The following is a 26632-nucleotide window of genomic DNA, read 5'->3' on the forward strand; positions in this document are numbered from 1 at the left end:
GCGCTCTCATCGATCGGCAAGTGCTCATGTTATATAATAAGAATTATTCTCATAAACACTGATGCCGGCCGAATCCAGGCCCGATGCGCGGTGGGGGACTTGCCGTGCCGGCCAACAAATTCGCGTTACCGCAGCAGAACATTGAAGGTCTGTACATTGACCACGGCGGTTGGCTGAAAGGCTGGCTGCGGCGCAAGCTCGGCGATGCCGGCAGCGCCGCCGACCTGGCGCATGACACGTTCGTGCGCCTGCTTGCCAAGGATGCCTTGCCCGAAATACGCGAGCCGCGCGCGCTGCTGACCACTATCGCGCACGGGCTGGTCCTGAATCTGCGCCGCCGCCAGCGCATCGAGCAGGCTTACCTGGAAGCGCTGGCGCTTCTGCCGGAACCGCAGACGCCATCGCCGGAAACCCAGGCAATCCTGTTCGAAACCCTGCTCGAGATCGATCGCCTGCTCGACGCCCTGCCCCGGCTGGTGAGGCAAGCATTTCTGCTGTCCCAGATCGACGGCAAGCGCCAAAGCGAGATCGCGATCGAACTCGGGGTGTCGGTTCCCACGGTCAAGCGCTACATCGCCAAGGCTTTGGCGCACTGCTGCTTCGCGTGACCCCGAGTTGCAAGGAACCCGGCCCATGACCCCCATCGCCGCCAGCGTCCGTCTTCAGGCAGCGCAATGGCTGGTCGAACTTCAGGCGGACAGCGTAGCCTCTGACACGCTTCGGCGCTGGCGGGAATGGCGCGCGGCGGATCCCGAACACGAACGGGCATGGCAGCATGTCGAAGGCTTTCAAGCCAAATTGCAGGGCGTGCCCGCCCCCTTGGCCCGAGCGGCCCTCAGCGCGCCCGGCTCCCTCGCGCGGCGCAGGCTCGTCAAGGCGCTGGCGCTTGCCGTCTTTGCCGGCGGCGCGGGCTCGATGCTGGACGAACAGCGTACCTGGCGGCGCTGGACGTCCGATAACCGGACCGGCACGGGCGAGCTTCTGAACCGTGTGCTTCCCGACGGCACCCAGGTCGCGCTCAACGCCGGCACCGCCATCGATATCCAGTTTTCGCAGACAGCGCGCGCGTTGCGCCTCATCAGCGGCGAGCTACTGGTCACCACCGCGCCGGATCCAGCGGCGGGCGGCCCTCGTCCCTTCATCGTGCACACCGGCCAAGGCAGCATCCGCGCCCTGGGCACGCGCTTTTCCGTACGCGACCTGGACGGACGCAGCAGCGCGGAAAGCCTGGTCGCCGTATTCGAAGGCGCCGTGGAACTGGCTCCAGCCAGCGGCGCGCCAGCTCTTTTACAGGCCGGACAGCAAGGCAGGCTCGGACGCCATGCCGCTAGCGCGGTGGGCTTCGCCAACGAAGACACGCTGGCCTGGACGCAAGGCATCATCGTCGCCCAGGACATGCCTCTGCCGGCATTCCTGGCCGAACTTGCACGCTATCGCGCCGGACGCCTGACCTGGGACGAAACAGTGGCCCATCTCAAGGTCACGGGCACCTATCCCACCGCCGACACCGACCGCGTCCTGGACATGCTCGCCGACACCCTGCCCGTCAGCCTGAGCTACCTCACCCGCTATTGGGTGACCGTCCGGTCCCGTCCGGCCGGAAAGAATCGCAGCGGTTGATCCCTTTTCGATTTTCGCGGGGCAAGAAGAGTAGGACCACACATTGCCTTCATTCTTGCTCCGGGGAACTGCATATGGGTTTGAACCGCCCGACACCAACGACTTCCATTCCGGTGGCCAGGCGCCTGCGCCTGCACGCCCTGGCCAGCATCGCCATGCGCGGCCTGCCGGGTTGCGCCGCCATCGCCCCGCTTGCCATAGGCGCCCCCATGGCGCAAGCGCAGGCCGCGGAGGAACAACGCTACTACGACATCCCCGCCGGTCCGTTGACGGCCGCGCTCAACCGCTACGGCCGTGAGTCCGGCCTGATGCTGTCCTTCTCGACCGAGCAGACCAACGGCCTCCAAAGCAAGGGAATCCAGGGCCGCTACACGGCGCAGGGCGGCTTGCAGGCATTGCTGGCAGGCACCGGTTTCGAGGCCACCGCGCGGCCCAGCGGCGGCTATGTGCTACGGCCCAGCGGCGCCCAGGTGCTTTCTGCCGTCGAGGTAGTCGGCGCGCATGAAACCGCCGCAGGCCCCTTCTACGGCTACGCGGCCACGCGCAGCGCCACCGGCACCAAGACCGACACGCCGCTGATGGAGACGCCGCAATCCATCACCGTCGTCGGCGCCGAGGAAATCGAAATGCTCAAGCCGCAGAACCTGCAAGACGCGCTGGGCTACGTCGCCGGGGTCAACCGCTCGGAAGGGCTGGATCGCACCTCGGACACGCTGCTCGTCCGCGGCTTCCAGCTCGACGGCAACGGCAACCAGTACCGCGACGGCACCAAGTACACCGTCAACATCTTCAACGGCCAGCAGGAGCCCTATGGCCTGGAACGCATCGAAGTGCTCAAGGGCGCGTCTTCGGTGCTTTACGGCGCGGCGGCGCCCGGCGGCATCATCAACACCATCAGCAAGCGGCCGACCGCCACGGCGCTGCGCGAGCTGAATGTCGAAACCGGCAGCTTCGACCGCAAGCAGGTGTCCGGCGATTTCGGCGGACCGCTGGACGAAGCCGGCGTCTGGTCGTACCGACTGACCTTCCTGGGCCGCGACGCCGACACCTTCATCGACCACGTTCCGGATCGCCGGGCCTTTGTGGCGCCCGCGCTGACCTGGCGGCCTAGCGCCGCCACGACGCTGACGCTGCTCGCCGACTACCAGAAGGACCGCACCGGCTACGTCTACGGCCTGCCCGAAAGCGGCACCATACTGCCCAACCCCAACGGCAAGATTCCGCGCGACAGATTCACCGGCGAGCCTGGCTACGACAAGTTCGACCTGGAGCGCTACTCGGTCGGCTATCTGTTCGAACATGCATTCAACGACCAGATGAAGCTGCGCAACAGCCTGCGCTACATGCATGCCAGCAACGAGTACCGCTCGGCCTGGATCAGCGGCCTGCAGGACGACGGCCGCACTACCGCCTATCGGGGCGCAGCGCCGCGTTGGGACCGCTCTTCAGGCGTCGTCTCGGACACATCGCTGCAGTACCAGCTGCGCACGGGCCCGGTGGAACACACCTTTCTTGCCGGTCTCGACTATTCCGTGGCCCACCACGAATCCGAGCGCTATCAGCGCGAGCTCGGCAACATCGACCTCTACGACCCTGTCTATGGCTTGCCGATAGGCGGCGTCGAAACGCAAAACCCCTATTCCTGGAAAAGCGATACCAACCGGCTGGGCCTGTACTTCCAGGACCAGATGAAAATCGCGGACCAGTGGGTGGTGCTGCTCGGCGGACGCCAGGATTGGGTACGGTTCGACTCGAGCAACTTCTTCACGGGCGAAAAGACCGCCGACAACGAGAAGAGCAAGGCCTTCACCGGGCGGGCCGGATTGGTCTATCTCGCCCCCAATGGCCTTGCGCCCTTCCTGAGCTACAGCGAGTCCTTCGAACCCACCGAAGGCAACGATCGCACCGGCGGCCGCTTCAAGCCGACCACTGGCCAGCAATACGAGGCCGGCCTGCGCTACCAGCCGCCAGGCTCCAGCACCCTGGTGTCGGCGGCCCTTTACCAGATCACCCGCAAGAACCAGCTGGTCGCCGATCCTTCCGATCCGACGATGACGTATTCGGTGCAGGCGGGCGAAGTCCGCTCGCGCGGATTCGAGTTCGAAGTCCGCTCGGCCCTCACCCGCGACCTCAACCTCATCGCCGCCTACGCCTATACCGACGCCCGGACCACGCGCTCCAGCCCCTTGCAGCCTGAGTTGGAAGGGCAACGCACTCCCGGCGTCCCGTACAACCAGCTCTCGGTCTGGGCCGACTACAGCTTCAGCCGTTTCGGGCTGCCCGGCCTGAAGGCAGGCGCCGGCATGCGCTATGTGGGCAGCACGCGCAGCCAGACCAACGCCGACGTGCCCGCCTTCACGCTGTTCGACGCCATGATCAGCTACAGCACCGGCCCCTGGCGCCTGGCGCTCAACGGCACCAACCTGGCGGACAAGACCTACATCGGAAACTGCACCTATGGGTGCTTTTATGGAGAACCGAGGCGGGTGATCGGGTCCGTGAGTTATCGATGGTAAACCTGCAACGCCTTGTCGCGTGAGGCGACCAACCGATGCGTCCACCCCCCAGCCGCGCCGAGTCCCGCCGCGGCACTCTGTCAAGAAGTAAACAGACAGCCCACTGCAAACCCTCGTAGATTGTCTCCGACCCGTCCTCCCTGCAGGAACCACGGCCATCGGAGACCATCTTGAGCATACGCGGCAAAGCCTACATCGTCGGCGCCTACGAACATCCTCTGCGCCACGCCCCCCAACATTCCGTGGCGCAACTGCATGCCGAATGCGCGCTGGGCGCGCTGGCCGATGCCGGCCTGAGCCTGGCCGACGTGGACGGCTACTTCTGTGCCGGCGACGCAGGCGTGAGCCCCGCCATGCTTGTCGATCATATGAATCTGCGGTTGCGCCACGTCGACGGCACCGAAATCGGTGGCGGATCGTATCTGGCGCTGATCGGCCACGCCGCGCAGGCTATTGCCAGCGGGAAATGCCGCGTGGCGCTCATCACGCTCGCGGGCAAGCCGCGCAGCGCAGGCCAGGCAACCGGCACGGAAGCGCGTCAACTAGGACCAGACCGCCCCGCGGCGGCCTGGGAAGCTCCCTACCGCTGGACCGTCGCAGGCATCTACGGCAATTTCGCGCGCCGCCACATGCATGAGTACGGCACCACTCCCGAGCAACTGGCCTGGGTCAAGGTCGCGGCTTCGCATCACGCGCAGCACAACCCGCACGCGTTGCTGCGCAAGGTGTATAGCGTCGACGACGTGCTGGCCTCCCCCATGATCGCGGATCCACTGCGCCGGCTGGACTGCTGCGTCATCACCGATGGCGGCGGCGCGCTGGTGCTGGCCGCGCCCGAGGTGGCGCGCAGCCTTTCCCGTCCGCGCATCCGGGTGCTGGGCTGCGGCGAAACCATACGCACCAACAACGGCGGCCACCACGCCGACATGCTCCACACGGGCGCAACGCGCTCGGGCCCGGCGGCCTTTTCCGAGGCGGGAATTACGCCGCGCGACATCAAGTATGCGTCGGTGTACGACAACTTCACCATCATGGTGATCATGCAGCTCGAAGACCTGGGCTTCTGCGAAAAAGGCGCAGGCGGGCGCTTTGTCGCCGACGGCAACCTGATATCGGGTGTCGGACGGCTGCCTTGGAACACCGACGGCGGCGGACTCTGCAACAACCACCCGGCTAATCGCGGCGGCATCACCAAGGCCATCGAAGCCGTGCGCCAACTGCGCGGCGAAGCCCATCCCGCCGTACAAGTCCCCAACTGCGATTTGGCCCTGGCCGCCGGCCCCGGCCTGGTTTTCGGCATAGGCCACTCGCATGCCACCGTCATCCTGGAGCGCGAATGAACATGGAAAACCACGCCAAGAACCTGGAGCAGGATCCCTACGCGCAGGCCAACCCGGAAACCCTGCCGTTCTGGGAAGCCGCGGCACAAGGCCGCTTCGTGCTGCCGCGCTGCCCCGCCTGCGGGCAATGTCATTGGTATCCGCGCGGCATCTGCCCGCTGTGCGGCTCGGCCTCGCTGGATTGGATCGACGCGCAGGGCAGCGGCACCCTGTATTCCTTCAGCATCATGCGCGCCGCAACGCAGCCGTACGCCATCGCCTACGTGCAATTGGCAGAAGGACCGCTGTTGCTCACCAATATCGTTGACTGCGATCTCGACCGCCTGCGCATCGGCATGGACGTGCGTGCCGCATTCCGGCCCGCTCCCGAGGGACGCTGCGCCCCTGTATTCACCGTCATGCCTGACTGAAGGAGACGCCGCATGAAAATCCAATCCATCGGCCAAGACGCCTCGCACCGGCCCAACAGTACCCGCCGCGCGCTGCTGGCCGCCATCCCGGCGCTGATGCTGGGCCGCGGCGCCCTTGCTCAGAAAACCGTTTTTCCCGCGCAGCGCCTCACGCTGCTGGTGCCGTACACGGCCGGCACCGCGGCCGATGCGGTGGCGCGTTTCATCGCCGCCAAGCTTACCGGCCTGTGGGGGGTCACTGTAATAGTCGAGAACAAGGCCGGCGCCGACGGCGTCGTAGGCACCCGGGCCGTGTTGCAGGCCCCCGCCGACGGCCACACCGTGCTGTTCACCGGCCCGCCGTTTCTCTACAACACCGAGATGCTGGACTCTGCGCCCTATGTGCCGCTGCGCGACTTCCAACCGGTCGCGCGCTGCTCCAGCGCCATGTGGCTGTTTGCGGCCAGCAAGCATGCGCCATTCACCAGCCTGCGCGAGCTGATCGATTTGAACCGGCGCCAAGGCGGCAGCGTGGATATCGCCATTTCCGGGTCCGCGGCCATGGCGGTCGCGACCGCGCTGAAATCAACCACTGGCGTGCGTTTCAACATCGTTCCCTACACCAGCACCTCCCAGGCCATAACGGATGCCGCGGCCGGTCACGTGGACGCCGTTGCCGCGGCCATCGCTGGCGTTGCGCCGATGGTGCGCGCCGGCAAGCTCAACGCGCTGGGAGTCAGCGGCCCGACGCGCTCCCTGGCCGTGCCGGAAATTCCCACGCTGGCCGAAGCCGGCGCCACGGGATTCGGCTTCGTGTCGTGGAACGCCGCGTTCGTGCGTAGCGGCACGCCGCAGGCAGCCATTGCCGCGCTGGCCGATGGCATGCGCGCCGTCACCACGAGCGCCGAGTTCCGCGAGTTCGCCCGCGAACAGGGCGTGGAGCCTTCCTTCATGGGGCCCGACGCCTGGCCGGCCGAAGCTGCCGCCGAACAGGCGCGCTGGTCGGCGCTGCTGCGCGAGGCGGGATTCATCAAACCCAAACAAGGCTGAACCAGAATCATGGAGCATTCACGGCGCATCACCCCTCCTGCCTCCGCCATTGACGTCCGCGCCGCGCTCGGCGACATGCGGCACTGGACCACCGGCCACATCATCGCCAGGCGCGCGGCGGCCAACGGTTCCGACATTTTCCTGCGCGACATGGCGGACGGCAGCCTCCATACCTATATGGACCTGCACCGCCGCAGCAATGGCATCGCTCAGGCGCTGCAGGCCCAGGGTATCGCCCATCGCGACCATGTCGCGGTGATGCTGGAAAACTGCGCCGCCCAGGTCTTCTGCTACGCCGCGCTAGGCAAACTGGGCGCCGTATCGGTGCCGATCAATACCGCCGCGAAAGGCCAACTGCTGCGCTACTACCTGGACCATGCCGACTGTTCGGCGATCGTCGTGTCGGACAGCCTGGCCGGGTCGCTTTGCGACATCATTGCCGACTTGCCTCGCCTGAAGCGCATTTTCATCGTCGGCCACGCTGGCGCGGCCGCGCAACGGCTGGCGGCCGCCGCCTCGATCCATGCCTTTGCGGCCGATGCGGCCTGCGATGAAGCGCCTGATTCGTCCGTGCGCTTCGACGACCTCGCCTACCTGCTCTACACGTCAGGCACCACCGGCCCGTCCAAGGCCATCATGATCACGCATGCCTGCGCCCACTTCTGGGGCGAACAGAACATACGCTATCGCCATTTCCGGCCCGACGACGTCGACTATGTTTTCCTGCCGCTGTTCCACGCCAATGCACTGCTGCTGGGCATGACCACCGCGCTCATGGCGGGCAGCGCCATCGCGCTGGCCCGGCGTTTTTCCGCCAGCCGCTTCTGGGATGAGGTGCGCGCAGCCGGCGCCACCCGCTTCAACGCCATCGGCGCGGTCGGTAACTTCCTGTATGCCCAACCGCCCGACGGGCGCGATCCAGAACACCAGGTCCGGGTCTGCTCGCTGGCGCCGCCACCGCCCTTTGTTCACGATTTCGAACGACGCTTCGGCATCAAGGTGCTCAATGGCTACGCGCTCAGCGACTACTGCGCCGCCACCTGGAGTCCCCTGGACGCGCCTGCTGAAAAGATCTTCAGCGTGGGCCTTGCACGCGACAACGTCCGGCTGCGGGTCGTCGACGATGACGATTTCGATGTCCCCGCCGGAGCCTCCGGCGAAATCCTGTTGCGCGTCGAACAGCCCTGGGCAACGCCGCTGGGCTATTACAAGATGCCCGAGGCCACGATCGCCGCGCACCGCAATGGCTGGTTCCATACCGGCGACCGCGGCCGCATCGATGCCGACGGCTACCTGCATTTCACCGACCGCAAGAAAGACGCGATCCGGCGCCGGGGCGAGAACATCTCGGCCTACGAAGTGGAGAGCATCCTCCAGGCCCACCCGGCCATACGCCAGGCGGCAGTCTATCCGGTGCGCTCCGAATTCACCGAAGACGAGGTCGCGGCCTCGGTCATCCTGCGCGACGGCCAGGCGCTGGCAGCCGATGAACTGGTCAGGTACTGCCAGGAAAACATGAGCAAGTTCATGGTTCCGCGCTTTGTCGAGTTCGTCGCCGAGCTGCCCCTGACGCTGACCAACAAAGTCGAGAAGTACAAACTGCGCGCGCGCGCCGAATCCAACCTGCAAAACCTGTGGGACAGCCAGCGGCCGCTCCCCGCCGCAATCGAGAGGCAGGAACCATGACCAGGCACAAACTAGTGGTCTTCACCAACCCCGTCGAAGGACGGGAAGAGGAATTCGACGATTGGTATATGAACACGCACATGCCGGACGTCATGCGCGTGCCTGGCTTCGTGTCCGGCCAGCGCTATGCGTGGTCGCATGCGCAGGCGAAGCGGTATCCCCAGTCTTGGCGCTACATGACCATACTGGAGATCGAAACCGAGGACCTGCAAGGCACGCTGGATGATCTGCTGTCGCGCGCCGGCACGCCCGCCATGCGCATGTGCGACGCGCTGGACGAGCACCGCATCGTCTATGCGTTTACGGCGGCCACGCCTGTGTTCACGGCGGGGCCTGCCGGCGGCATCGTTTACGCCTGCTAGCGCCCACCGCCCCAGGCGGCTTTCAGCGCCGCGGAGGCTGCCATAGCCCGCGGCTGTAGCTGGCCAGCGCGTCCAGATCCGGAATGACGATGATGGCGCGCCGGTAATCCAGCAGGCCCAGCGCTTCCAGATGGCCGAGCTTGGTGGCCACCCAGCTGCGCGAAGCATGCACCATGGCGGCCAGGTCCTGCTGGGTCAGGCCATGGATTTCGCCACGCGGTCCCGCGCCGTCGAGCGTGGCCAGTTCGCACAGGACCTGGGCAAGCTGCAGCGGCGTCTGCTCTTCGGCGCGATAGCGGCGCTGCACGCTGGTGGCGCCAAAGCGCGCCAAGGTCATGGCGATGTTCAGCGATAGGCGCGGCATTGTTTCCATCAGGCGCAGCAGGTTGGCGCGATCGAGCTGCGCCACCACCGTCCGGTCCAGGGTTTCCAGCGACGCAAAGGCCGGTTCGTCGAGCATGGTCGATATCACGCCCAGCATGGCGTTCCTGCCGAACACGTTGCTGGATTCCCTGCCATCGCGGGCGACCTGGACGCTGCGCATCCGCCCGCTGACGATCACACTGATGCATCCGGCCTTGGATCCCTGCCGCAGCAGCACCGTCCGGGGAGCCAGTTCACGCCGCGTCATGCATTCCCCGATATGCTGCCGCTGGGCCTCGGAAAGCCCGTCCAACGCGGTATCCCACATCCTCGCCTCCTCCTGCTCGAGGCTCATTCTAGAGCGCGCAACACAGGTTTTTCCACGAGGGATGGATCTGCCGCATCATCGCTTTCCCGGAGAAGTCACGCGGCGGCCGGCCAGGGCCGGCCGCCCGACCCGTCAAGGCACTTCGTTGCGCGGGTCGTCCTGCAGCACAAGTTCCCAGGCTGCCCTGCCGATCGGCTGCGTCTTCTCTTCGACCAGATGCGCCAGCAAGCCAGCCGAGCGGCCCACCAGGGCCAGACCCCGCGCCACCATCGGATCCAGTTCCATGTCGGCAACGATCGAGGCGATCGCGCCCACCGCGTTCAAGGGCAGCTTCTTGCCCTTCTCCTGGATCAGGACCTCGCTGATCGCGTCCATCAGACGCCAATGCACGCCGTAGTAATCATTGGCGCGCGACAGCTCGCGCAGCGTCGCCACCCTCGGGTCGCCATTGACGTGGATGGGATGGCCCACGCCGTACAAGGGCCGCCGCTCCTGCTTGTAGCGCTGGATCAGCGCTCTCGCCGCGTCGCGCACCGCGCCGTCGCTTGCGTCCGGACCCAGCTCGCGCCCCGCCTCGATCAACATCTCGGCGGCGTTCTGCATGGTGCCCAGGAACACGCTGCCCGCGCCCAGCAACCCCGCCGCGACGGCGGCCTGCATGGCCTCGGGCGCGCCCGCGTAGGTCAGGCGCGCCGCCAGCGAACTGGGCGTGATGCCATGGTCCGCCGTGGTGACCAGTATGGCGGTCACCATGGTCTTTTCACGCGCGCTGGGCATGCGCGCGAAGGTCGTGTGGTAGATCATGTCGATGAAATCGAACTTGCCGATGATCTCCTTGGACAGGTCGCGTCCGCGCACCACGATGGCATCCACCGTGGTGTAGCCTATATCCGTCTTCACCATGTCTTCTTCTCCGTTGCGTCAAAGCTCAGCACTGCATCCAGCGCCATCACGCCCTGCCCGCGAGGCCGCACGGCCAGGGGGTTGATTTCCAGCTCCTCGATCCTGTCGGCATGCCCGGCGACGAAATCGCTCATTTTCACCAGGGCCTCGACCAGCGCATCCACGTCATACGGTTCCTGGCCGCGATATCCATTCAGCAGCTGGCTGCAGCGGGTTTCGGCGATCATGGCCCGCGCAGCCTGGGACGTCAGCGGCAGCAGCCGGCGGCTGACGTCCTTGAACAACTCGATACTGACGCCGCCCAAGCCGAACGTGCAAACATGGCCGAAAACCGGATCCCGATGGATGCCGACCACGACCTCGACGAACCTCCCCGGCAGCATGGCTTCGACCAGCACGCCTTGATTGGCATGATCCGGGTGCGCCTGGGCCACCTGTTCGCATATCCGCGTATGCGCGGCGCGCGCCGCGTCCGGCGACCGCACACCCAGCTGCACGCCGCCGACGTCGGTTTTGTGCGTGATGGTCGAGCTGATCACCTTCATGACCACGCCGTCGCACCGCAAGACCTCGAACGCGCGCGCGGCCTCGTCAGGCGTGCGGGCGACTTCTCCGCGCGGCACCGGCAGGCCGGCCCGCCCCAGCAAGGCCTTGGCGTCCACCTCGCTCAGCGTGGCCGTCGCGGCCGCCGGACGCGACCGGCCCAGCGGATTCCACGCGGCATCGAACGCCGCCCTCCAATTTCCATAGTCGATGTAGCGCCGCATGGCCTTGACGGCATTGCGCACCGAACGCATCGGCATCAAGCCGCCTTCTATCATGTGCCTATGCCCTTCGCCGGTCCGGTCGCTCATCCAGATCGGCACGATCGGCGTCTTCACTTCCCGCTGCACCCGGGCCATGCTCTCGCCCAGCAGCGTGGTGGTCTGCCCGTACTCCACGGGAATGGGCACGACGACCAGATCGGTATTGGGATCCTCCGCCGTCGCCTTCAAGGCCGAGTAGGTGAGCGTCGGATCGACCAGCACCTCCGCGGTCACGTCTACCGGATTGTCGATGGCGGCGTAGTCCGGCAGCATGGTGCGCAGCGTCTGCAGCGTCTGCGGCGTGAATTCCGACATGACCAGGCCGCCCAGGCCTATCTGGTCCGAAGCCAACGCCGCCGTTCCGCCCGAAAAGCAGTACACGGCAATGCGTTCGCGGCCGGTGGGCTTGCCGCGCACCAACATGGAGGCCGTATCGATCAACTGGTCGACGTCATCGACCTCGATGACGCCAACCTCCTTGAAGACGGCGCTGTTGATCTCCGCCGAGCCCGATATTGCCGCGGTGTGCGACTGCGTCGCCTTGATGCCGTAGTCAGACTTGCCGACCTTCAGCGCAACAATGGGTTTGCCGCGCCGGGCAGCGTGCAAGGCCGCAGCCATGAAGCGCGGCCCGTCCCGCACGCCCTCCAGAACACTGACGATGACCTCGATGTCGGGCGCGTCCGCCATGTAGTGGATGTAGTCGCTGACCTCCAGGTCGGCCTCGTTGCCCCCCGAAAACCACAGGCCCGTGCCCACGCCGCGGTCCATCGCCTGGATGAACGAGCGGCCCAGCCCCCCGCCCTGAGAGGCCACGCCTATCGGCCCGGGCCGTTGGTCGGTACGGAATGCAGGGGAAAAACTCATGCCCAACCTTCCATTGACGTTAGTCAGCCCAGGGCTATTCGGTCCGTAGATGCGCATGCCCGTATCGGCAACAATTTTCCGCATCTCGGCCTCCAGCGCGCGGCCCGCGTCACCCGTCTCGCCAAAGCCCGAGCTGAAGACGATGGCATAGCGCGTTCCGCACTCGCCGCACTGGCGCAGCGTGTCCAGCACCAGTTCCGCGCGCACGGCCAGAATGGCCACGTCGTGCGGCTGGTCCAGATCGCGCACCGAAGGCGCGCAAGGCCGGCCCGCGATGCTCTGGCGGGCGGGGTTGACCAAGGAAAGCCGGCCCTGCCAGCCGGAATGAACCATGAGGTTCTCCAAGGTACGCTGGCCGATGCTGCCCGGCTTCTCGGACGCTCCCACCAGCACGATGGACTGCGGCAGCACCAGCCGCGACAAGTCCGCGAATCGGATGTCGGGCCCGCTCATGCCTGTTCCTCCGACGGCCGGCGCTTGAGCAGGCAAACGGCCTCCATCTCGCAGACGGTTTCGCCACGCTGGTTGACACCCTTGCGCAGGAAGCTGATCAGGCCGCGGTCGGGGCGGCTGGTCGGCTTCTGCTCCATCACCTCGATCTCGACGTGCAGCGTGTCGCCTATCAAGGTCGGCTTGGGATACTTGAGGCGGTTCTCCAGCACGCCGAGCACCGCGGCCTCGGTCAGCTGATACGGAATAGAACGCGAGGTCAGCCCCGCCATGTAGGATGCGACCAGCATGCCGTGCGCGATGCGCTGCCCGAACAAGGTCCCTTTGGCGTACTCGGCGTCGACGTGCAGACGGTTGGAATCGCCGGTCAGCGCGGCAAAGGCCACCACGTCGGCCTCGGTAATGGTGCGCGAAGACGTCCGGTAGCGGGTGCCGGCCGGCAGGTCTTCCCAATAGATTGCCGTCTGCGCGATATCTTGCAGAGGATTGGAATCATTCATGCGCGTTCTCCAGTCTTCAATGCCGAAATGCCCAGGATTTCGCGCCCGATGATGAGCGTCTGGATCTCGGTGGTTCCTTCCGGAATCATTCCCCCGCGCGTATCGCGGAAAATCCGTTCTATCGGATAGTCGGTGGCATAGCCAATGCCGCCGTGCACCTGCAGGGCGTGATTGGCAACCTGATGCGCGGCCTCGGTCGCGTACAGCTTGGCCACCGAGCCCTCGACGCGCGCCGGCAGGCCCGCTTGCATGGCGCGCGCTGCGCGGTAGCCCAAGGCGCGCGCCGCCTGCGTCTTCATCGTCATCTCGACGATGTGGCGCTGCACCAGTTGATAGGCTGCAATGGGCTGCCCGAACTGCTTGCGGGTGCGCGCGTAGTCGATGGACAGGTCCAGCGCGCATTGCGCCGCGCCCACCGCCCCCATCGCCACGTTGAGACGCCCGAAATTGAGCCCGATGAGAATCTGCCGCAGGCCTTCTCCTTCCTGGCCGAGCAGGTTGGCCGCGGGTACCTGGGCATTGTCGAAGGTGTAGGCCGCGGTCCCGGTGCTGCGCACGAACATGGTGTCCACCGGACGCGCATCGAAGCGCGTATGGGCCTTCTCCACGAGGAACAGCGACAGGCCGCCCTGGCAGGTATCGCTGAACGTGCGCGCGACGACGATGCCGAAGTCGGCGAACATACCATTGGTCACCCACAGCTTGCTGCCGTTCAGTACGTAATGGTCGCCCTGCTTGTCCGCGCGCGTTTTGACTTCGGCCACGTTCGATCCCACATCCGGCTCGGAAATCGAGACGTAGGTGCGCCGTTCATTGCGCAACAGCGGCTGAAGAAACCGTTCCTTCTGTTCCTCGGTGCCATAGGCGTCGAGAATGCCGCCCACGATATTCAGGCCGTTGATCAGCGCCCGCAGCGAAAGCCAGCAGTAGCCCGCCTCCTCCATCATGATGGCCCAGGTCAGGTAATCGATACCCAAGCCGCCCGAGGATTCAGGCAGATAGCCGCCGAGGTAGCCGAAGTCGCGCAGTTCTCCCAGTACTTCGAAGGGAAAGGTCTTGGCGGCTTCATGTTGGTTGATGATGGGGTTGACGCGCGTTTTCAGGAAGCGGCGGATGTTGTCGCGCAACAGACCGTGCTCGCTCGAAAGGCCGTCCGGATCCAGTTCAACCATAGCGGCCTCCCGTCACGAAGAGCGTGGTGCCAGTGATGTAGCGGGCATGCTCCGAAGCCATGAACGCCACGGCGCCCGCTATGTCCGAGGGCTGGCCCGCGAACGGGACCTGGTTCTTGGCCTGCACGTTCTCCAGGATCGTGCTGTAGTTCGGCAGGCTCTTGATGTAGTCGGTCTCGATGAAGCCCGGCGCGATGGCGTTCACCGTCACGCCCTTGCGCGCCTGCTCCTGCGACAAGGCCCGCGTCATGCCTATGATGCCAGCCTTGGCGCTCGAATAGTTGGTCTGGCCGGGGTTGCCGAACAGCGCGCGCGAGGCGATGTTGATGATGCGTCCCCACCCGTTCTCGTGCATGTGCGGCAGCGCCGCGCGGCAGCAATGGAACGCGCCTTTGAGCGTGACGTCGATCACCAAATCCCAATCGGCCTCGTCCATCTTGAGCAGTGTGCGGTCTTTCACCAGGCCTGCATTGTTGACCAATACGTCGATGCGGCCGAAAGCCTCATAACCGGCCGCCACCATGGCCTGCACCTGCTCCTGCTCGCGCACGTCGCAACGCACCCCTACCGCCCGGCCGCCCTCGGCTTCGATGGCGCCGGCCATCGCTTGCGCGGCGTCCTGGTCCAGGTCGCTGATCACGACGGCCATGCCTTCCGTGGCGAGAAAACGGGCGGTCTCCGCTCCGATCCCGCGCGCCGAACCCGTGACGATTGCCACGCGGCCTTTCAGTTTCAGATCCATACAGTCTCCAGCTTCAATGGAAAAAGAGGTGACCCAAAGAGGGCCATCAACGATCGCGCTGCGTGCGTCGCGCCGCGCGGATATGAGTCGGAGCGCAAGTCTTTTCCGTCCCTTGAAACTGCTATGGACAGGGCAGGAAAAAAAGCTAATACTCCGCCTGCTCGTAGTACTATACGAAATGCCGGAGTACATTCCAACCGTTTTTTTCAAGAGACTGGAGGAGACACCCATGCAAAACCACAATCCCGGCCATCAACTTCCCCACCCGATCCGGCGCATTGCGCTGGCGCTTGCGGTGGGGCTATCGATGGCATCGGCGTCCGCATCTGCCGATACGTACCCCGCCCGCGCGATGACCATTGTTTCCGCGGGTCCTGCCGGCGGCATCACCGATCAGGTAAGCCGCCTGATCGCCAGCAAGGTATCGAAAGGACTGGGCCAACCCGTGGTGGTCGAGAACCGGCCGGGCGCAGGCGGCAACCCTGCGGCCGAGCACGTCGCCCGGGCCAAGCCCGACGGCTACACCCTGCTGATGGGCACGCAGGGAACTCAGGCCACCAATCAGTACTTGTACCAATCCATCAGCTTCAATCCAGAAAAGGACTTTGTCGCCGTGCATGGCGTCATCGCGCTGCCCAACGTGCTGGTGGTCAATGCCGGCCGTCCCTATCGCACGGTCAAGGAACTGGTGGCCTATGCGAACGAACACCCCGGCACCATCACGATGGCCAATGCCGGCAATGGCACCGCCACCCACCTGGAGGCCGAACTGTTCCAGACCGTGGCCGGAATCAAATACGTCAACGTGCCCTATCGCGGCAGCCCGCCGGCCATCAATGATTTGCTGGGCGGACAGGTCGATGCCTCGTTCGACTATCCAGCCACCACGCTGGGACACATTCAGAGCGGAAAGCTGCGCGCCCTGGCAGTCACCAGCGCCACGCGGCTGAGCCTGCTGCCCGACGTCCCGACCATCGCCGAGGCCGGCTATCCGAAGGCGGAGTCGATGTCCTGGATCGGCCTGTTCTTCCCCGCTGGAACGCCCAAGGCCATGATCGACCGCTGGCAGGAGGAGGTGGCGCGCGCGCTGCAGGATCCGGCGGTGATCACCTCGCTTTCCACCATGGGCGGCACGCCGCTGAACCTGGGAGGCGAAAAGTTCGACGAACTGGTGCGCAGCGAACGAATCAAGTGGAAAGCCATCATCGAGCGCACCGGCGCCAGGGCCAGCTGACCGCGCCGTGTTGGCTCTGCATTCAAACCAAAGGAGAACATCTTGCTCGACAGGAATCTTATCGGCCAGTCGCTGGGCACGCGCAGCATCCTGGTGGAGCGCGGCCGCCTGCGCTTCTTCGCCAAGGCGATAGGCGAGACCAACCCGGTGTACCTGGATGAAGAGGCGGCGCGGGCGGCCGGACATCCGCGCCTGCCGGTTCCACCCACCTTCCTTTTCTGCCTGGAGATCGACGCCTTCGATTCGATAGGCACGGCCCGCCTCACCCGCCTGGACGAAAGCCGGGTCCTGCATGGCGAACAGCAATTCAGCTACCACGCCATGGCGTACGCCGGAGATACCCTGACCTTCGACCTGACCGTCGCCGACGTCTATCAGAAGAAAGGCGGCGCGCTCGACTTCCTGGTCAAGGATACGCGCGTGACCAATCAGCACGGCTGGCATATTGCCGACCTGCGCGCCATCGTCGTCCAGCGCAACGACTGAAGGAGACACCATGGACATTCCTGCCTACGCCTCGATCGCCGTGGGGGATTCCCTGCCCGCGCTGAAGATCCCGCCAATCTCCCGCAAGACCCTGGCGCTTTATGCAGGCGCCTCGGCCGACCACCATCCGATGCACATCGACCTCGATTACGCGCGCAGCGCCGGCGCGACTGACGTCTTCGCGCACGGCATGCTGTCGGCGGCCTATGTCGGCCGCCTGCTGACCGATTGGGTGCCGCAGCAGCGCATCCGCCGACTGGCGATGCGCTTTACCGGCATCATGCAGCTGGGTGCCGAACCGTTGTGCAGCGCGCGGGTCGCCGAGAAGATGGTGGAGGACGGCGAACAGCGCGTGCGCGTCACGCTGAGCTGCGCCGATCAGCACGGCGTCAACAAGATCGTCGGCGAAGCCGTCATCAACCTGGACTGAACGGACAAGACCAACATGCAAGAAGCAAATGTCGTATCAAGCAAGGATGGAGTACTGCGCGGCGTGCGGGTGGTCGAACTCGCGGGCATCGGGCCCGGCCCGTTCTGCGCCATGCACCTCGCCGACCTGGGCGCGGACGTCATCTCGGTCCAGCGGCCTGACGGACGGGCGGGCAGCATCGGCTACGAGAATTGCATCCAGCGCGGCAAGCGGGCGATCGCGCTCGACGTCAAGACGCCCGGCGGCCGCGACACCTTGTTGAGCCTGATCGAGCATGCCGACGTGTTCATCGAGGGCATGCGCCCCGGCGTCGCCGAACGCCTGGGACTGGGACCGGACATCTGCCGGGCGCGCAATCCGCGGCTGGTCTACGGCCGCATGACCGGCTGGGGCCAGCATGGCCCCATGGCGCATCTCGCCGGGCATGACGCCAATTACATCGCCCTGTCCGGCGCGTTGTGGCACGCGGGAACTTCCGCGGCTGCGCCCGCCACGCCCTTCTCCGTGGTGGGCGACATCGCCGGCGGCGCCTTGTACCTGGCCGTCGGACTGCTCGGTGGCGTGCTGCAGGCGCGCCGCACCGGCCAGGGCTGCGTGGTGGACGCCGCGGTCAGCGACGGATCGGCGCATTCGATGCAGCTCTTGCTGGCGGCGCGCAGCAAGGGCATCGTGAACGATGACCTCGACCATAGCCTGCCCAACGCCGCGCCCTTTTATGCGTCCTATGGCTGCGCCGACGGCGGCTACATCACGGTCGGCTGCATCGAACCGCAGTTCTATGACCTGCTGCTCGAACGGCTGGGACTGGCTGGCGATCCCGGGTTTACGCCGCAATGGGACAAAGCCCGCTGGCCGGAACGCAAACAACGCCTGCAAGCGCTGTTCGCCGGCCGCTCCCGCGCCGAATGGCAGACTGTCTTCAAGGACAGCGACGCGTGCGTGATGCCCGTCCTGAGCCCCGACGAAGCAGCCCGCGATCCCCATAACCTGGCGCGCGCCACCTACTTCGAGCGCGACGGCTGCCTGCAAGCGGCGCCTGCGCCTCGTTTCGACGGCGCACGCGCGCAGCCGGGAGCGGTCCCCCGGGCCGGCCAGCACACCCAAGCCATCCTCGATCTGCTGACCGGCCAAGGGCCTGCGGCCGTGTGGCTCGCCTCCGAAGCGGCTTGACGCGCTGCGGCGCCGACGCGAGCCAGGTAGCGCGGCAAAAAAAAGGGAGTGACGATGTCACTCCCTTTTTATCGGACTTAGTCCACGCGCTACTGAGGCGACAGGTTCTCGCGCTTGACCAGATCCGCCCAACGGGCGAGTTCCGCTTGCACGAAGTTGCCGAACTCGGCCGGGCCCATGGGCTGCATCTGCAACCCCATATCCGCCAGGCGCTTGGCCACATCGGGCTGCGCCACGACGTCCGCGAGGTCGGCCTGCACTTTCTCGATGATGGATGCAGGCGTGCCGGCAGGCGCCATGACGCCAAACCAGAACCCCACTTTCTCCACGCCGGGGTAGCCCTGCTCGGCCATGGTGGGTACATCCGGCAAAGCCGCCAGGCGCTTGGGAAAGACCACCGCCAAGGCCTTGGCGCGGTGTTGCTGTATGACGGGCAGCGCCGAGGTCACCGAGGCGAACAGCAGCTGGATATGCCCGGCCATCAGGTCGCTGACGGCCGGGCCGCCGCCTTTGTACGGAACCGGCGTCATCTGGACATCGGCCGCGGTCTCCAGCATGCGCGCGGCCATGTGGATCTGGCTGCCCGAACCCAAGGTGCCATAGTTGACCGTGTTCGGCTGGGCTTTGGCCAACCGCACCACGTCCGCGACGTTGTTGGCTGCGAACCCCGGGTTGGCCATCAACACCATGGGCGCCGTGCCCAGAAAGGCGATGGGAGAGAAGTCCTTCATGGTGTCGTACGGCAGCGATTTCACCAGGAAGTTGTTGCTGACGTGCGAATCCAGCGCAATCAGCAGGGTGTAGCCGTCGGGCGCCGCGCGCGCCGCGGCGGTGGTGCCGATGACACCGTTGGCGCCAGCGCGGTTTTCCACGACCACCGGCTGCCCCCACTTCTGCGCCAACGCGGCGCCGACCACCCGCGTCAGCACATCGGAAAATCCGCCGGCCGCGAAAGGCACGATCAGCCGTACCGGCTTATCGGGATAAGCCGGCGCGGCCTGCGCCGCTCCAGCGGCGAACAGCCAACCAGCAAACAGAGAGCATAGGACGGTGGACGCGGCGCGGCGCCGGCCTGGATTCATGGACATGTCATTTCCTTGGGAAAACAGCGAAAACGCTTAGCGAAGCGCGGAGATGCCGAGGGCGCTTTGCGCGATCAGCAATCCAATGATCTGGTTGGTTCCTTCGCCGATGCTCAGATGCCTGGCATCGCGGTAATGTCTCTCCACGGGAAACAGGGAGGTGTAGCCAGCCCCGCCGTGGACTTGCAGAGCGAGCTCCGCCACGCGCAGCGCCGCATCACTGGCATGGCGCTTGGCCATCGCGCACAGGACGGCGTTGTCGGGCAGGCCGCGGTCCAGCGCGTCGGCCGACCGGTAGGCCAGCAGCCGCGAGGTCTCTACCTGCGTCATCATGTCGGCGACCATTTGCTGCACCAACTGGAACCCGCCTATGGGCCGCCCGAACTGCTCTCGTTCGCGCGCAAAGCGCAGGGCTGCCTGCAGCGAAGACTCGGCGATCCCGAGCGCGGCGAACGCCACCACGGAGCGTCCGATGTTGAGATACTTCTTCGCGATCGAAAATGCCTGGCCGGGCTCTCCGATCAGGTTCTCTGCCGGGACCTCGACATCCTCGAACAGCAGTTCGCCGAGTGGGCAGCAATGCATGCCCATTTTCCCTATCGGGCTGCAGGAGAATCCCGGCATGCCGCTTTCGAAGACCAGGCACGAAACGCCGCCGGCGCCCTCGCCGGTCACGTTGCGCGCAAAGACGATGCCCAGGTCGCAGATCGGCCCGTTGGTAATGTAGATCTTGCGGCCGTTGATCCGCCAACCGCCGGACGGCATGCGCTCGACCCGCGTCTGCACGTTCGCGGCATCCGAGCCGATCCCTGGTTCGCTCAACGCAAAACAGCAGATCGCCCGTCCATCCAGGATGGCGGGCAGGTATTTCTCCCGCAAGCCCGCGCTGCCCGCGCCCGCCAGCACCGACGCCGCCAGATTGCTGACGCTGAGCATGCCGCGCAACGACGGCCAGGTGCTGGCCACTTCGGCGATCAGCGTGCCATAGGTGGTCATGGGCAGGCCGAAGCCCCCGTCCGCTTCGGGCAGCAGCCCGCCGATCAGCCCATAGTCGCGCATGGCACGCACGACGGAACGCGGCACGACTTCCTTGGCCGCTTCGTATCGTTCGACCAGCGGCGCGACCTCGGCCTCCAGATATCGTGCGAGCGAGTCCTTCAAGGCCTGCTGCGTGGAATCCAGCAAAAAGTCCATGGCATCGGCCTCCTATTTGGCGGACTCGAAATCCGGGGCTGTCACGACCTTGGTCCACTTGGCCACTTCGGCTTCCATGAAGGCGGACACGGCCTCGCTGCCGCCATGCAGCGCCGTGATTTGAAGCCGGCCCAGGAACGCCAGCGTCTCCGGTTCCCGCGAAATCTCCTCGACGCTGGATGCCAGCCTGGCGATCACTTCGGGCGGCGTCTTCGCCGGCGCCATGAGGAAGAAGGTGCCCGTGGTTTCAAAGCCCTTCAGCCCCGCCTCGTCGATGGTGGGCACGTCCGGCAGGCTGGCGTTGCGCGTCGCGCTGCTGACGGCAATGGGACGGAACTTTCCCGCCTCGATAAAGGCCATGGCTCCCGCCATGTTGTCGAACAGCACGTCGACGTCACCCGCCAGCAAAGCTTGTTCCGCGGGCGGCGCAGCGCGATACGGCACATGCGTCATCCGCACCTTGGCCATCTGCTTGAACAATTCCCCCGTCATGTGCATCGACGAGGTGATGCCCGGCGAACCGAAAGTCACGTGGCGGCGCCCTGCCTCGGCGATCAGATCCTGCACGCTGTGTATGGAGGACTTTTGCGACACCACCAGCACATTGCTGGCATATCCCAGCATCGCGACCGGCGCCAGATCGCGCTGCCAGGAGTAGCTGGCCTTGCCCAGCGCGGTGTCCACCGCGATGCCGGTGGTGCCCATCAACAGGGTGTAGCCGTCCGCAGGGGCCTTGACGGCCGCATTGATCGCCAGCGCGCCTCCCGCCCCGGTCTTGTTCTCGACCACAAAGGGTTGGCCCAGCTTGTCGGCCAGGGACTTGGCGTAGTAACGGGCCAGCAGGTCGGTCCCGCCTCCGGCGCCGAACCCGACCAGCAGGGCCACCGGCTTGGCGGGATAGGTGGATGGACTTTGCGCGTGCGTGGCCACACTGCCCAGGCACAGCAAGACGGATACGGCGGCAGCAAATCGCTTCATGGCGGGTCTCCCTCCTCATCAGTACGAATTATCGTAATTTTCCTCGATAGGCTGTAGAATTAATTACGACTGATCGTACACTACCACGAAATTACGGAGTAAATATGCATGCGTCGCATTGTGGATTTCCCGATCTATCCAGGCTGGTGCGACCGCGCAACGCGGTCGTGGTGCTCGGATCGCAGAGGCCGAACAGCGAAGGCGCCCGCCTGCTGGAGAACCTCTCCTTGCACTCGCGCATGGAGGGCGAGCTTTTCGTCGTGAACCCGCCCATGCGCGGCGACGGGCCGTTCCGCTGCTGGCCGTCGATTGCCGACCTGCCGGAAGCCGACATCGACGTGGCGCTGATCATCCTGCGCGCCGCCTACGTGATGGATGCGCTGCGCGATTGCGCCGCACGCGGAATTCCCTATGCCATCGTCATGTCCTCCGGCTTCGGCGAGGCCGGCCCTGAAGGACGGGCGCTGGAGCAACAAATCGCGGCGTTGTGCGAGTCGACCGGGTTGCGCGTCTACGGACCGAATTGCCCTGGCCTGTCGAACTTCCGCGACCGCATGGGCATGACGATCTCCCCTGCCTTCAAGACCGACAAGAACGTGGGGACCATCGGCATCGTCACCCAAGGCGGCGGGGCCGGACGCAATATCGTCCAGGGGCTGTCGTACGGTCCGGGCGCCGCCTTGTGGCTGTCCGCGGGCAACGAAGTCGATCTGGGCGCGCCGGATTTCATCGCTCACCTGGCCCGCGACCCCGAGATCGGCGTCATCGCCGTACTGCTCGAGGGCATCAAGGACGGCAAGCGCCTGGCCGCCGCTCTCGATCTGGCGCGCGCGCACGGCAAGCCCGTCATCATTCTCAAGATCGGCCGCTCCGAGTATGGCGTGCGCGCCGCTCAGTCCCACACCGGCTCGATTGCAGGCACGGCTGAAGTCAACAGCGCCATGTTCGCGCAGTTCGGCGCGATCGAGGCGCACGACATGGACGAGCTGGTCGCGCTGGCGCGCCTTGCCGCAAGCGGCAGCGTTCCGACTTCCGACGAGCTGGCCGTGGTGACCTTCTCGGGCGGCGCAGCCGCCATGGCCGCCGACCAGATCGGACTCCAGGGATTGCGCCTGGCGCAATTCGCGCCGGAAACAACCGAACATCTGCGCGCGAGCCTGCCCGGATATGCGGCCATCGCCAATCCAGTGGACGTGACCGCCGAAGCGCTCAACAGCATCGAAGGGTTGTCGTCGTGCCTGCGCACGGTGGCTCAGGACCCCAATGTGGGCGCGGTCATCGTGCCGATTCCGGCCGACTATGGGGAGCTCACCGACGGCATCGCGCAGGCCATCATCGATGCCGCCGCCGGCGCGTCCCGGCCCATCATTGCGGTGTGGATGAGCCGTCGCCTGGGCAGCGGCTTTCTGCGGCTTGAAGAACACGGTCTGGCGCCATTCCTTTCGCTAGGTTCGGCATTGGCGGCGGTACGAAAAGTGACGCCGCGCCGCATGCTGCCAGGCGCGATGGCCGCAGCGCCCGCCATGTCCGCGGCCTCGGGGGAAGGATCAGGCGCGGCCGTGGCCTGCACCGAGGCAGCCGCCAAAGCCATGCTGCGCGAAGCAGGCATTGCTGTGCCACAAGGCAGCCTGTGCCGCTCCCCGGAAGAAACTGCCGCCGCCGCGCAGGCGTTGGGATTTCCGGTGGCGCTGAAGATCGTCAGCGCCCAGATCCTGCACAAGACCGAAGTGGGCGGCGTATGGCTGGACGTGCGCACGCCAGGACAAGCGGCCGAGGCCCACACGCGGATGGTGAGCCAGGTCCAGGCGCGACGTCCCGACGCTCGCATCGACGGCGTGCTGGTCGAGAAGATGCTGCACGACGCCGGGCGCGAAATGCTGATCGCGATCCGCACCGATCCCATGTACGGCCGAGTCCTCACCATCGGGCTGGGCGGCATATTCGTGGAGCTGCTCAAGGACGTCGCGCACCGCGTCTTGCCGATACAGCCAGCCGATGTGCATGACATGCTGGCGGACCTGCGGCATGGCGCCTACCTGGGCCAATTCCGCAATCTCCCGCCGATGGACACCGATGCATTGGTGCGCCTGGTCATCCAGCTTGCCGAATTCGTGTCGGACCGCCCCGACATCCTGGAAGCCGAATTCAACCCCGTCTGGGTCGGCCCCGCCGGCGAAGGCGCCTGGGTGCTCGACGCCCTGCTTTTGACCTCCCCTACCCCTGAACGACTCTAGCCCTACAAGGACCAACCATCATGTACGAAGGCCTGCTATATGAAATCGAGGACGGCGTGGGCACCATCACGCTGAACCGGCCGGAATCCAAGAACGCCATCGACATTGCCATGCGCACCTCGCTGCGCAAACTGGTGCACGAACTCCGTCACGACCGTGATTTGAAGGTCCTGATCCTGACCGGCGCGGGCGGCAACTTCTGCTCCGGCGGCGACCTCAAGGCCCTGCGCAGCAGCGCCGCCGACGGTGAAGCGACTGCGCAAGGCCGCCGCCAGAGGCTGGTCGATCTACACGACCTGGTCTCGGCGCTGCTGGATTTCGACCGGCCCGTGATTTCCGCGGTGCAGGGCGTAGCCTACGGCGCGGGCCTGGGCCTGGCGCTGACCGGCGACCTGGTGCTGGCGGCCGACGACGCGCGCTTCTGCATGGCCTTCGGACGCCTCGGCGCGGTCGCCGACTTTGGCACCTTCTATACCTTGCCCCGGTTGGTCGGGGTGCAGCGCGCAAAGGAGCTGCTGTTTTCGGCGCGCGAGTTCGGCGCCACGGAAGCCAGGGAGCTGGGATTGGTGTTGGAAACGATGCCAGCCGAGGACCTGCCCGAGCGTGCGCGCGCCATCGCGCGCTGCCTTGCCCAGGCTTCACCGGTCGCCCTGAGCATCACCAAGCGCGCCTTGAACGTATCCCTGCGCAGCGACCTGCAAACCATGCTCATGCTGGAAAGCGACGGCCAAGGGGTTGCAATGAGCGCCGACTTCCACGCCATGGCCCTGCAACGCTTCTTCGATAAGAAGGGCCCGCCCTTCCAGTGGCCCGTGCGGCAATGAATACGCCTTCAGCCCGACAGGGTGTCGCGTATCTCGAACAACGCCTGCAGGTAGGCCTTGCGGTGCTTGTGGACGCGGTCGGTGGGGCCTGCCAGCGACAGCCCCACCGGCAGTTCGCCCAGGACGCCCGCGACGGCCAGGGCCGTCACGCCCTCGACCCCCTCTCCCTCGGAGGCATACCAGCCCTGCTTGCGCCCCTGCGCCACCTCGGTCATCAGCTTCTTCGCGCTGGTGATCGTATGCGGCGTCACGGCCTCCAGCTTGAGCTGCTTGACCTGGGCCTGCAATTCGTCCGTGTCGAGCTGACCCAGCAGCGCCTTGCCTATGGCCGAGGCGTGCAACGCCGCGCGATCGCCGACTTCCATGATGTAGCGCAACGGCCGCCGGCAAGGCAGCACCGCCACCACCTTGACGGCGGAACGGTCCAGCATGCCGACAAAAGCGCTTTCGTTGGTTTTCTCGACCAGTTGCTGCACGGCTTCCTTGGCCGACTTGGCCAAGGGATCGTTTTCCGCGATCTGGCGCGCGATCTCATACAGCCGCGCGGTGGGATAGAAGCGGCGCGTGCGGGGCGTGCGCATCAGGTAGCCCAGCGCATGCATCGTGCCGAGCAAATCCGAGCAACTGCTGTCGGGCAAGGAAAGCAGGCGCGCCATCTCCGAATTGGACAGCTCGCGCCGTTCGCGCGCAAATATCTCGAAGGCGGCCAACGTACGGCTCGTTGCCGGAATCAGGGTAGCCATTTGAAGTTTCCTAAACCTGCCCGCAGGGAAGTCGCGGGCGCCTCATATCATAATGCGCAACCAATCAGGATCATTCCCGATGGACCAATTCTCCCAATTGCAGCTGCACATCCAGGACCACGTTGCGACGCTGTCCTTGGACAATCCTCCGGTCAACGCGCTCAGCCGCAAGCTCAATGATGAGCTGACCACGGCCATGGACCAGCTCTCCGACCTCGACGAGGTGCATGTCGTGGTGCTGACCGGCGCGGGCAAGATCTTTTGCGCGGGCGCCGACCTCAAGCAGCGCGCCGAGAACACGGCCGGCCTGGGCGGCCTGACCATGCATTCGCGGCGCACGCGCGAGTGCTTCCACTCCATACGGGAATGCGCCAAGCCGGTCATCGCCGCCATCAACGGCCCCGCACTGGGCGCCGGCCTGGCCATCGCCGCATCGTGCGACATCCTGATCGCCTCGGAAGAAGCGCTCCTGGGCCTGCCCGAGATCGACGTCGGCGCCATGGGTGGCGGACGGCACGCGATGCGGCTGTTCGGGCATTCGCGCACGCGGCGCATGATGCTTACCGGCGAGCGCATACCCGGCGCCGAGTTGTACCGCCTGGGCATCGTGGAAGCCTGCGTGGCGGCCGCAGACCTGCTGCCCGCTGCGCGCGAGCTGGCCTCCCGCATCGCGTCGAAACGACCAGCCGCGACGCGGCTGGCCAAGCACACGCTCAACACAATAGAGGACATGAGCCTGCGCGACGGCTATCGCTACGAACAAGACATGACGGCCATCCTGGCCAAAGGCGGCGATGCCCGCACGCAGTGAACGCGAGGCCGGGCGGCGCGGGGAAAGGCTCCCCACCGCCGCGGCGCCATCAACGACGGGGACCAGGATGCGCCGGGATTCCGGCGCTTACAGCGCGCCGGTCAGTTCAGGCACGACCTGGAACAGATCGCCCACCAGGCCATAATCGGCCACGCCGAAAATCGGCGCTTCCGGATCCTTGTTGATGGCGACGATGACCTTCGAGTCCTTCATGCCGGCCAAGTGCTGGATGGCACCCGAGATACCAACCGCCACATACAGCTGCGGCGCGACGATCTTGCCGGTCTGACCGACTTGCCAGTCGTTAGGCGCATAGCCCGCGTCAACCGCGGCGCGCGAGGCGCCGAGTGCC

Annotated in this window: 26 protein-coding genes; 15 read left to right on the top strand and 11 right to left on the bottom strand. The window is 65.7% G+C overall.

Translation table 11 applies throughout. The annotated features are described in order from the left end of the window. Positions 1 to 104: 104 nt before the first annotated feature. The 8 genes from IPU70_RS26315 (at position 105) to IPU70_RS26350 (ending at position 8963) form a co-directional block, all read left to right on the top strand. A complete protein-coding gene (locus IPU70_RS26315; protein ID WP_371819096.1) occupies positions 105 to 608 on the top strand; it encodes a sigma-70 family RNA polymerase sigma factor in 504 nt (167 codons plus the stop codon). Positions 609 to 633: 25 nt separating this feature from the next. Then, positions 634 to 1620, top strand: coding sequence for a FecR domain-containing protein (locus tag IPU70_RS26320; RefSeq protein WP_207472025.1), 987 nt, complete (start codon positions 634 to 636; stop codon positions 1618 to 1620). Positions 1621 to 1694: 74 nt separating this feature from the next. Beyond that, positions 1695 to 4136, top strand: coding sequence for a TonB-dependent siderophore receptor (locus tag IPU70_RS26325; protein ID WP_207472033.1), 2442 nt, complete (start codon positions 1695 to 1697; stop codon positions 4134 to 4136). A 170-nt stretch (positions 4137 to 4306) separates the two neighbouring features. Further along, positions 4307 to 5476 (top strand): thiolase domain-containing protein, encoded by a 1170-nt coding sequence (locus tag IPU70_RS26330; protein ID WP_207472034.1) that lies wholly within the window; start codon positions 4307 to 4309, stop codon positions 5474 to 5476. Beyond that, positions 5473 to 5886 carry a Zn-ribbon domain-containing OB-fold protein gene (locus IPU70_RS26335; RefSeq protein WP_207472035.1) on the top strand — a complete coding sequence of 138 codons (414 nt, stop codon included), beginning with the start codon at positions 5473 to 5475 and terminating at the stop codon, positions 5884 to 5886. The genes IPU70_RS26330 and IPU70_RS26335 overlap by 4 nt, the downstream gene beginning before the upstream one ends. 12 nt (positions 5887 to 5898) lie before the next feature. Beyond that, a complete protein-coding gene (locus IPU70_RS26340; protein WP_207472036.1) occupies positions 5899 to 6915 on the top strand; it encodes a tripartite tricarboxylate transporter substrate binding protein in 1017 nt (338 codons plus the stop codon). Between the two features lie 9 nt (positions 6916 to 6924). Beyond that, positions 6925 to 8601, top strand: a complete 1677-nt coding sequence (locus IPU70_RS26345; RefSeq protein WP_207472037.1) for an ATP-dependent acyl-CoA ligase — start codon at positions 6925 to 6927, stop codon at positions 8599 to 8601. Then, positions 8598 to 8963, top strand: a complete 366-nt coding sequence (locus IPU70_RS26350; protein ID WP_207472038.1) for a DUF4286 family protein — start codon at positions 8598 to 8600, stop codon at positions 8961 to 8963. The genes IPU70_RS26345 and IPU70_RS26350 overlap by 4 nt, the downstream gene beginning before the upstream one ends. Before the next feature lie 22 nt (positions 8964 to 8985). On the opposite strand, the gene IPU70_RS26355 is transcribed toward IPU70_RS26350, so the two are convergent. The 6 genes from IPU70_RS26355 to IPU70_RS26380 all read right to left on the bottom strand — a co-directional run bounded on the left by IPU70_RS26355 (position 8986) and on the right by IPU70_RS26380 (position 15094). Next, positions 8986 to 9654, bottom strand: a complete 669-nt coding sequence (locus IPU70_RS26355) for a Crp/Fnr family transcriptional regulator (RefSeq protein WP_013395551.1) — start codon at positions 9652 to 9654, stop codon at positions 8986 to 8988. A 132-nt stretch (positions 9655 to 9786) separates the two neighbouring features. Next, entirely contained in the window at positions 9787 to 10557 is a 771-nt protein-coding gene (locus IPU70_RS26360) for a citryl-CoA lyase (RefSeq protein ID WP_013395552.1), read from the bottom strand. After that, positions 10551 to 12683: an acetate--CoA ligase family protein gene (locus IPU70_RS26365; RefSeq protein WP_207472039.1), complete on the bottom strand. Its 2133-nt coding sequence runs from the start codon at positions 12681 to 12683 to the stop codon at positions 10551 to 10553. The genes IPU70_RS26360 and IPU70_RS26365 overlap by 7 nt, the downstream gene beginning before the upstream one ends. Continuing rightward, positions 12680 to 13180, bottom strand: a complete 501-nt coding sequence (locus IPU70_RS26370) for a MaoC/PaaZ C-terminal domain-containing protein (RefSeq protein ID WP_207472041.1) — start codon at positions 13178 to 13180, stop codon at positions 12680 to 12682. Before IPU70_RS26370 ends, IPU70_RS26365 begins: the two co-directional genes overlap by 4 nt. Continuing rightward, positions 13177 to 14352, bottom strand: coding sequence for an acyl-CoA dehydrogenase family protein (locus IPU70_RS26375; protein ID WP_013395555.1), 1176 nt, complete (start codon positions 14350 to 14352; stop codon positions 13177 to 13179). Before IPU70_RS26375 ends, IPU70_RS26370 begins: the two co-directional genes overlap by 4 nt. Further along, entirely contained in the window at positions 14345 to 15094 is a 750-nt protein-coding gene (locus tag IPU70_RS26380; protein WP_207472043.1) for an SDR family NAD(P)-dependent oxidoreductase, read from the bottom strand. Before IPU70_RS26380 ends, IPU70_RS26375 begins: the two co-directional genes overlap by 8 nt. Before the next feature lie 229 nt (positions 15095 to 15323). Here IPU70_RS26380 and IPU70_RS26385 point away from each other — a divergent pair, with 229 nt between their 5' ends. From IPU70_RS26385 to IPU70_RS26400, 4 genes are read left to right on the top strand one after another with little or no spacing between them, the layout of a single operon-like run. Further along, positions 15324 to 16328 (top strand): tripartite tricarboxylate transporter substrate binding protein, encoded by a 1005-nt coding sequence (locus IPU70_RS26385; RefSeq protein WP_207472045.1) that lies wholly within the window; start codon positions 15324 to 15326, stop codon positions 16326 to 16328. A gap of 42 nt (positions 16329 to 16370) precedes the next feature. After that, positions 16371 to 16814: a MaoC family dehydratase N-terminal domain-containing protein gene (locus IPU70_RS26390; RefSeq protein ID WP_207472052.1), complete on the top strand. Its 444-nt coding sequence runs from the start codon at positions 16371 to 16373 to the stop codon at positions 16812 to 16814. Between the two features lie 10 nt (positions 16815 to 16824). Next, entirely contained in the window at positions 16825 to 17244 is a 420-nt protein-coding gene (locus IPU70_RS26395; protein WP_207472058.1) for a MaoC/PaaZ C-terminal domain-containing protein, read from the top strand. A 15-nt stretch (positions 17245 to 17259) separates the two neighbouring features. Then, complete coding sequence (locus IPU70_RS26400) at positions 17260 to 18414, top strand: CaiB/BaiF CoA-transferase family protein (RefSeq protein ID WP_207472062.1); 1155 nt, start codon at positions 17260 to 17262, stop codon at positions 18412 to 18414. An 89-nt stretch (positions 18415 to 18503) separates the two neighbouring features. On the opposite strand, the gene IPU70_RS26405 is transcribed toward IPU70_RS26400, so the two are convergent. Genes IPU70_RS26405 through IPU70_RS26415 form a run of 3 tightly spaced genes read right to left on the bottom strand, consistent with a single transcriptional unit; the run spans position 18504 to position 21668 of the window. Further along, on the bottom strand, positions 18504 to 19502 hold the full coding sequence (locus IPU70_RS26405; RefSeq protein ID WP_013395561.1) for a tripartite tricarboxylate transporter substrate binding protein: 999 nt from the start codon (positions 19500 to 19502) through the stop codon (positions 18504 to 18506). Between the two features lie 30 nt (positions 19503 to 19532). Further along, positions 19533 to 20690: an acyl-CoA dehydrogenase family protein gene (locus IPU70_RS26410; protein ID WP_207472071.1), complete on the bottom strand. Its 1158-nt coding sequence runs from the start codon at positions 20688 to 20690 to the stop codon at positions 19533 to 19535. 12 nt (positions 20691 to 20702) lie between these two features. Further along, positions 20703 to 21668, bottom strand: a complete 966-nt coding sequence (locus IPU70_RS26415; RefSeq protein ID WP_207472073.1) for a tripartite tricarboxylate transporter substrate binding protein — start codon at positions 21666 to 21668, stop codon at positions 20703 to 20705. Positions 21669 to 21772: 104 nt separating this feature from the next. Between IPU70_RS26415 and IPU70_RS26420 the strand changes: the two genes are divergently transcribed. Both IPU70_RS26420 and IPU70_RS26425 read left to right on the top strand, forming a co-directional pair. Next, on the top strand, positions 21773 to 23902 hold the full coding sequence (locus IPU70_RS26420) for an acetate--CoA ligase family protein (protein WP_207472075.1): 2130 nt from the start codon (positions 21773 to 21775) through the stop codon (positions 23900 to 23902). Positions 23903 to 23922: 20 nt separating this feature from the next. Next, complete coding sequence (locus tag IPU70_RS26425; RefSeq protein ID WP_207472077.1) at positions 23923 to 24726, top strand: enoyl-CoA hydratase/isomerase family protein; 804 nt, start codon at positions 23923 to 23925, stop codon at positions 24724 to 24726. 8 nt (positions 24727 to 24734) lie between these two features. Here IPU70_RS26425 and IPU70_RS26430 read toward each other — a convergent pair whose 3' ends face one another. Next, positions 24735 to 25469, bottom strand: coding sequence for an IclR family transcriptional regulator (locus IPU70_RS26430; RefSeq protein ID WP_207472088.1), 735 nt, complete (start codon positions 25467 to 25469; stop codon positions 24735 to 24737). A gap of 79 nt (positions 25470 to 25548) precedes the next feature. On the opposite strand from IPU70_RS26430, the gene IPU70_RS26435 reads away from it, so the two are divergent. Then, the gene (locus IPU70_RS26435; protein ID WP_207472089.1) at positions 25549 to 26280 is read left to right on the top strand and encodes an enoyl-CoA hydratase/isomerase family protein; all 732 of its coding nucleotides are present in this window, start codon (positions 25549 to 25551) and stop codon (positions 26278 to 26280) included. Positions 26281 to 26367: 87 nt separating this feature from the next. Here IPU70_RS26435 and IPU70_RS26440 read toward each other — a convergent pair. Beyond that, on the bottom strand, positions 26368 to 26632 hold a 265-nt coding region (locus IPU70_RS26440), incomplete at its 5' end, for an electron transfer flavoprotein subunit alpha/FixB family protein (protein ID WP_207466016.1).

The organism is Achromobacter sp. SD115 (assembly GCF_017355315.1).
Classification (GTDB): Bacteria; Pseudomonadota; Gammaproteobacteria; order Burkholderiales; family Burkholderiaceae_B; genus Achromobacter; species Achromobacter xylosoxidans_B.

What these genes read in the sequence shown, in the direction of transcription:
- IPU70_RS26320 (WP_207472025.1), top strand. Translation starts at nt 634, where the DNA reads ATGACCCCCATCGCCGCCAGCGTCCGTCTTCAGGCAGCGCAATGGCTG.
- IPU70_RS26325 (WP_207472033.1), top strand. Translation starts at nt 1,695, where the DNA reads ATGGGTTTGAACCGCCCGACACCAACGACTTCCATTCCGGTGGCCAGG.
- IPU70_RS26335 (WP_207472035.1), top strand. Translation starts at nt 5,473, where the DNA reads ATGAACATGGAAAACCACGCCAAGAACCTGGAGCAGGATCCCTACGCG.
- IPU70_RS26340 (WP_207472036.1), top strand. Translation starts at nt 5,899, where the DNA reads ATGAAAATCCAATCCATCGGCCAAGACGCCTCGCACCGGCCCAACAGT.
- IPU70_RS26345 (WP_207472037.1), top strand. Translation starts at nt 6,925, where the DNA reads ATGGAGCATTCACGGCGCATCACCCCTCCTGCCTCCGCCATTGACGTC.
- IPU70_RS26350 (WP_207472038.1), top strand. Translation starts at nt 8,598, where the DNA reads ATGACCAGGCACAAACTAGTGGTCTTCACCAACCCCGTCGAAGGACGG.
- IPU70_RS26355 (WP_013395551.1), bottom strand. Translation starts at nt 9,654, where the DNA reads ATGTGGGATACCGCGTTGGACGGGCTTTCCGAGGCCCAGCGGCAGCAT.
- IPU70_RS26360 (WP_013395552.1), bottom strand. Translation starts at nt 10,557, where the DNA reads ATGGTGAAGACGGATATAGGCTACACCACGGTGGATGCCATCGTGGTG.
- IPU70_RS26365 (WP_207472039.1), bottom strand. Translation starts at nt 12,683, where the DNA reads ATGAGCGGGCCCGACATCCGATTCGCGGACTTGTCGCGGCTGGTGCTG.
- IPU70_RS26370 (WP_207472041.1), bottom strand. Translation starts at nt 13,180, where the DNA reads ATGAATGATTCCAATCCTCTGCAAGATATCGCGCAGACGGCAATCTAT.
- IPU70_RS26375 (WP_013395555.1), bottom strand. Translation starts at nt 14,352, where the DNA reads ATGGTTGAACTGGATCCGGACGGCCTTTCGAGCGAGCACGGTCTGTTG.
- IPU70_RS26380 (WP_207472043.1), bottom strand. Translation starts at nt 15,094, where the DNA reads ATGGATCTGAAACTGAAAGGCCGCGTGGCAATCGTCACGGGTTCGGCG.
- IPU70_RS26385 (WP_207472045.1), top strand. Translation starts at nt 15,324, where the DNA reads ATGCAAAACCACAATCCCGGCCATCAACTTCCCCACCCGATCCGGCGC.
- IPU70_RS26395 (WP_207472058.1), top strand. Translation starts at nt 16,825, where the DNA reads ATGGACATTCCTGCCTACGCCTCGATCGCCGTGGGGGATTCCCTGCCC.
- IPU70_RS26400 (WP_207472062.1), top strand. Translation starts at nt 17,260, where the DNA reads ATGCAAGAAGCAAATGTCGTATCAAGCAAGGATGGAGTACTGCGCGGC.
- IPU70_RS26405 (WP_013395561.1), bottom strand. Translation starts at nt 19,502, where the DNA reads ATGTCCATGAATCCAGGCCGGCGCCGCGCCGCGTCCACCGTCCTATGC.
- IPU70_RS26410 (WP_207472071.1), bottom strand. Translation starts at nt 20,690, where the DNA reads ATGGACTTTTTGCTGGATTCCACGCAGCAGGCCTTGAAGGACTCGCTC.
- IPU70_RS26415 (WP_207472073.1), bottom strand. Translation starts at nt 21,668, where the DNA reads ATGAAGCGATTTGCTGCCGCCGTATCCGTCTTGCTGTGCCTGGGCAGT.
- IPU70_RS26420 (WP_207472075.1), top strand. Translation starts at nt 21,773, where the DNA reads ATGCATGCGTCGCATTGTGGATTTCCCGATCTATCCAGGCTGGTGCGA.
- IPU70_RS26425 (WP_207472077.1), top strand. Translation starts at nt 23,923, where the DNA reads ATGTACGAAGGCCTGCTATATGAAATCGAGGACGGCGTGGGCACCATC.
- IPU70_RS26430 (WP_207472088.1), bottom strand. Translation starts at nt 25,469, where the DNA reads ATGGCTACCCTGATTCCGGCAACGAGCCGTACGTTGGCCGCCTTCGAG.
- IPU70_RS26435 (WP_207472089.1), top strand. Translation starts at nt 25,549, where the DNA reads ATGGACCAATTCTCCCAATTGCAGCTGCACATCCAGGACCACGTTGCG.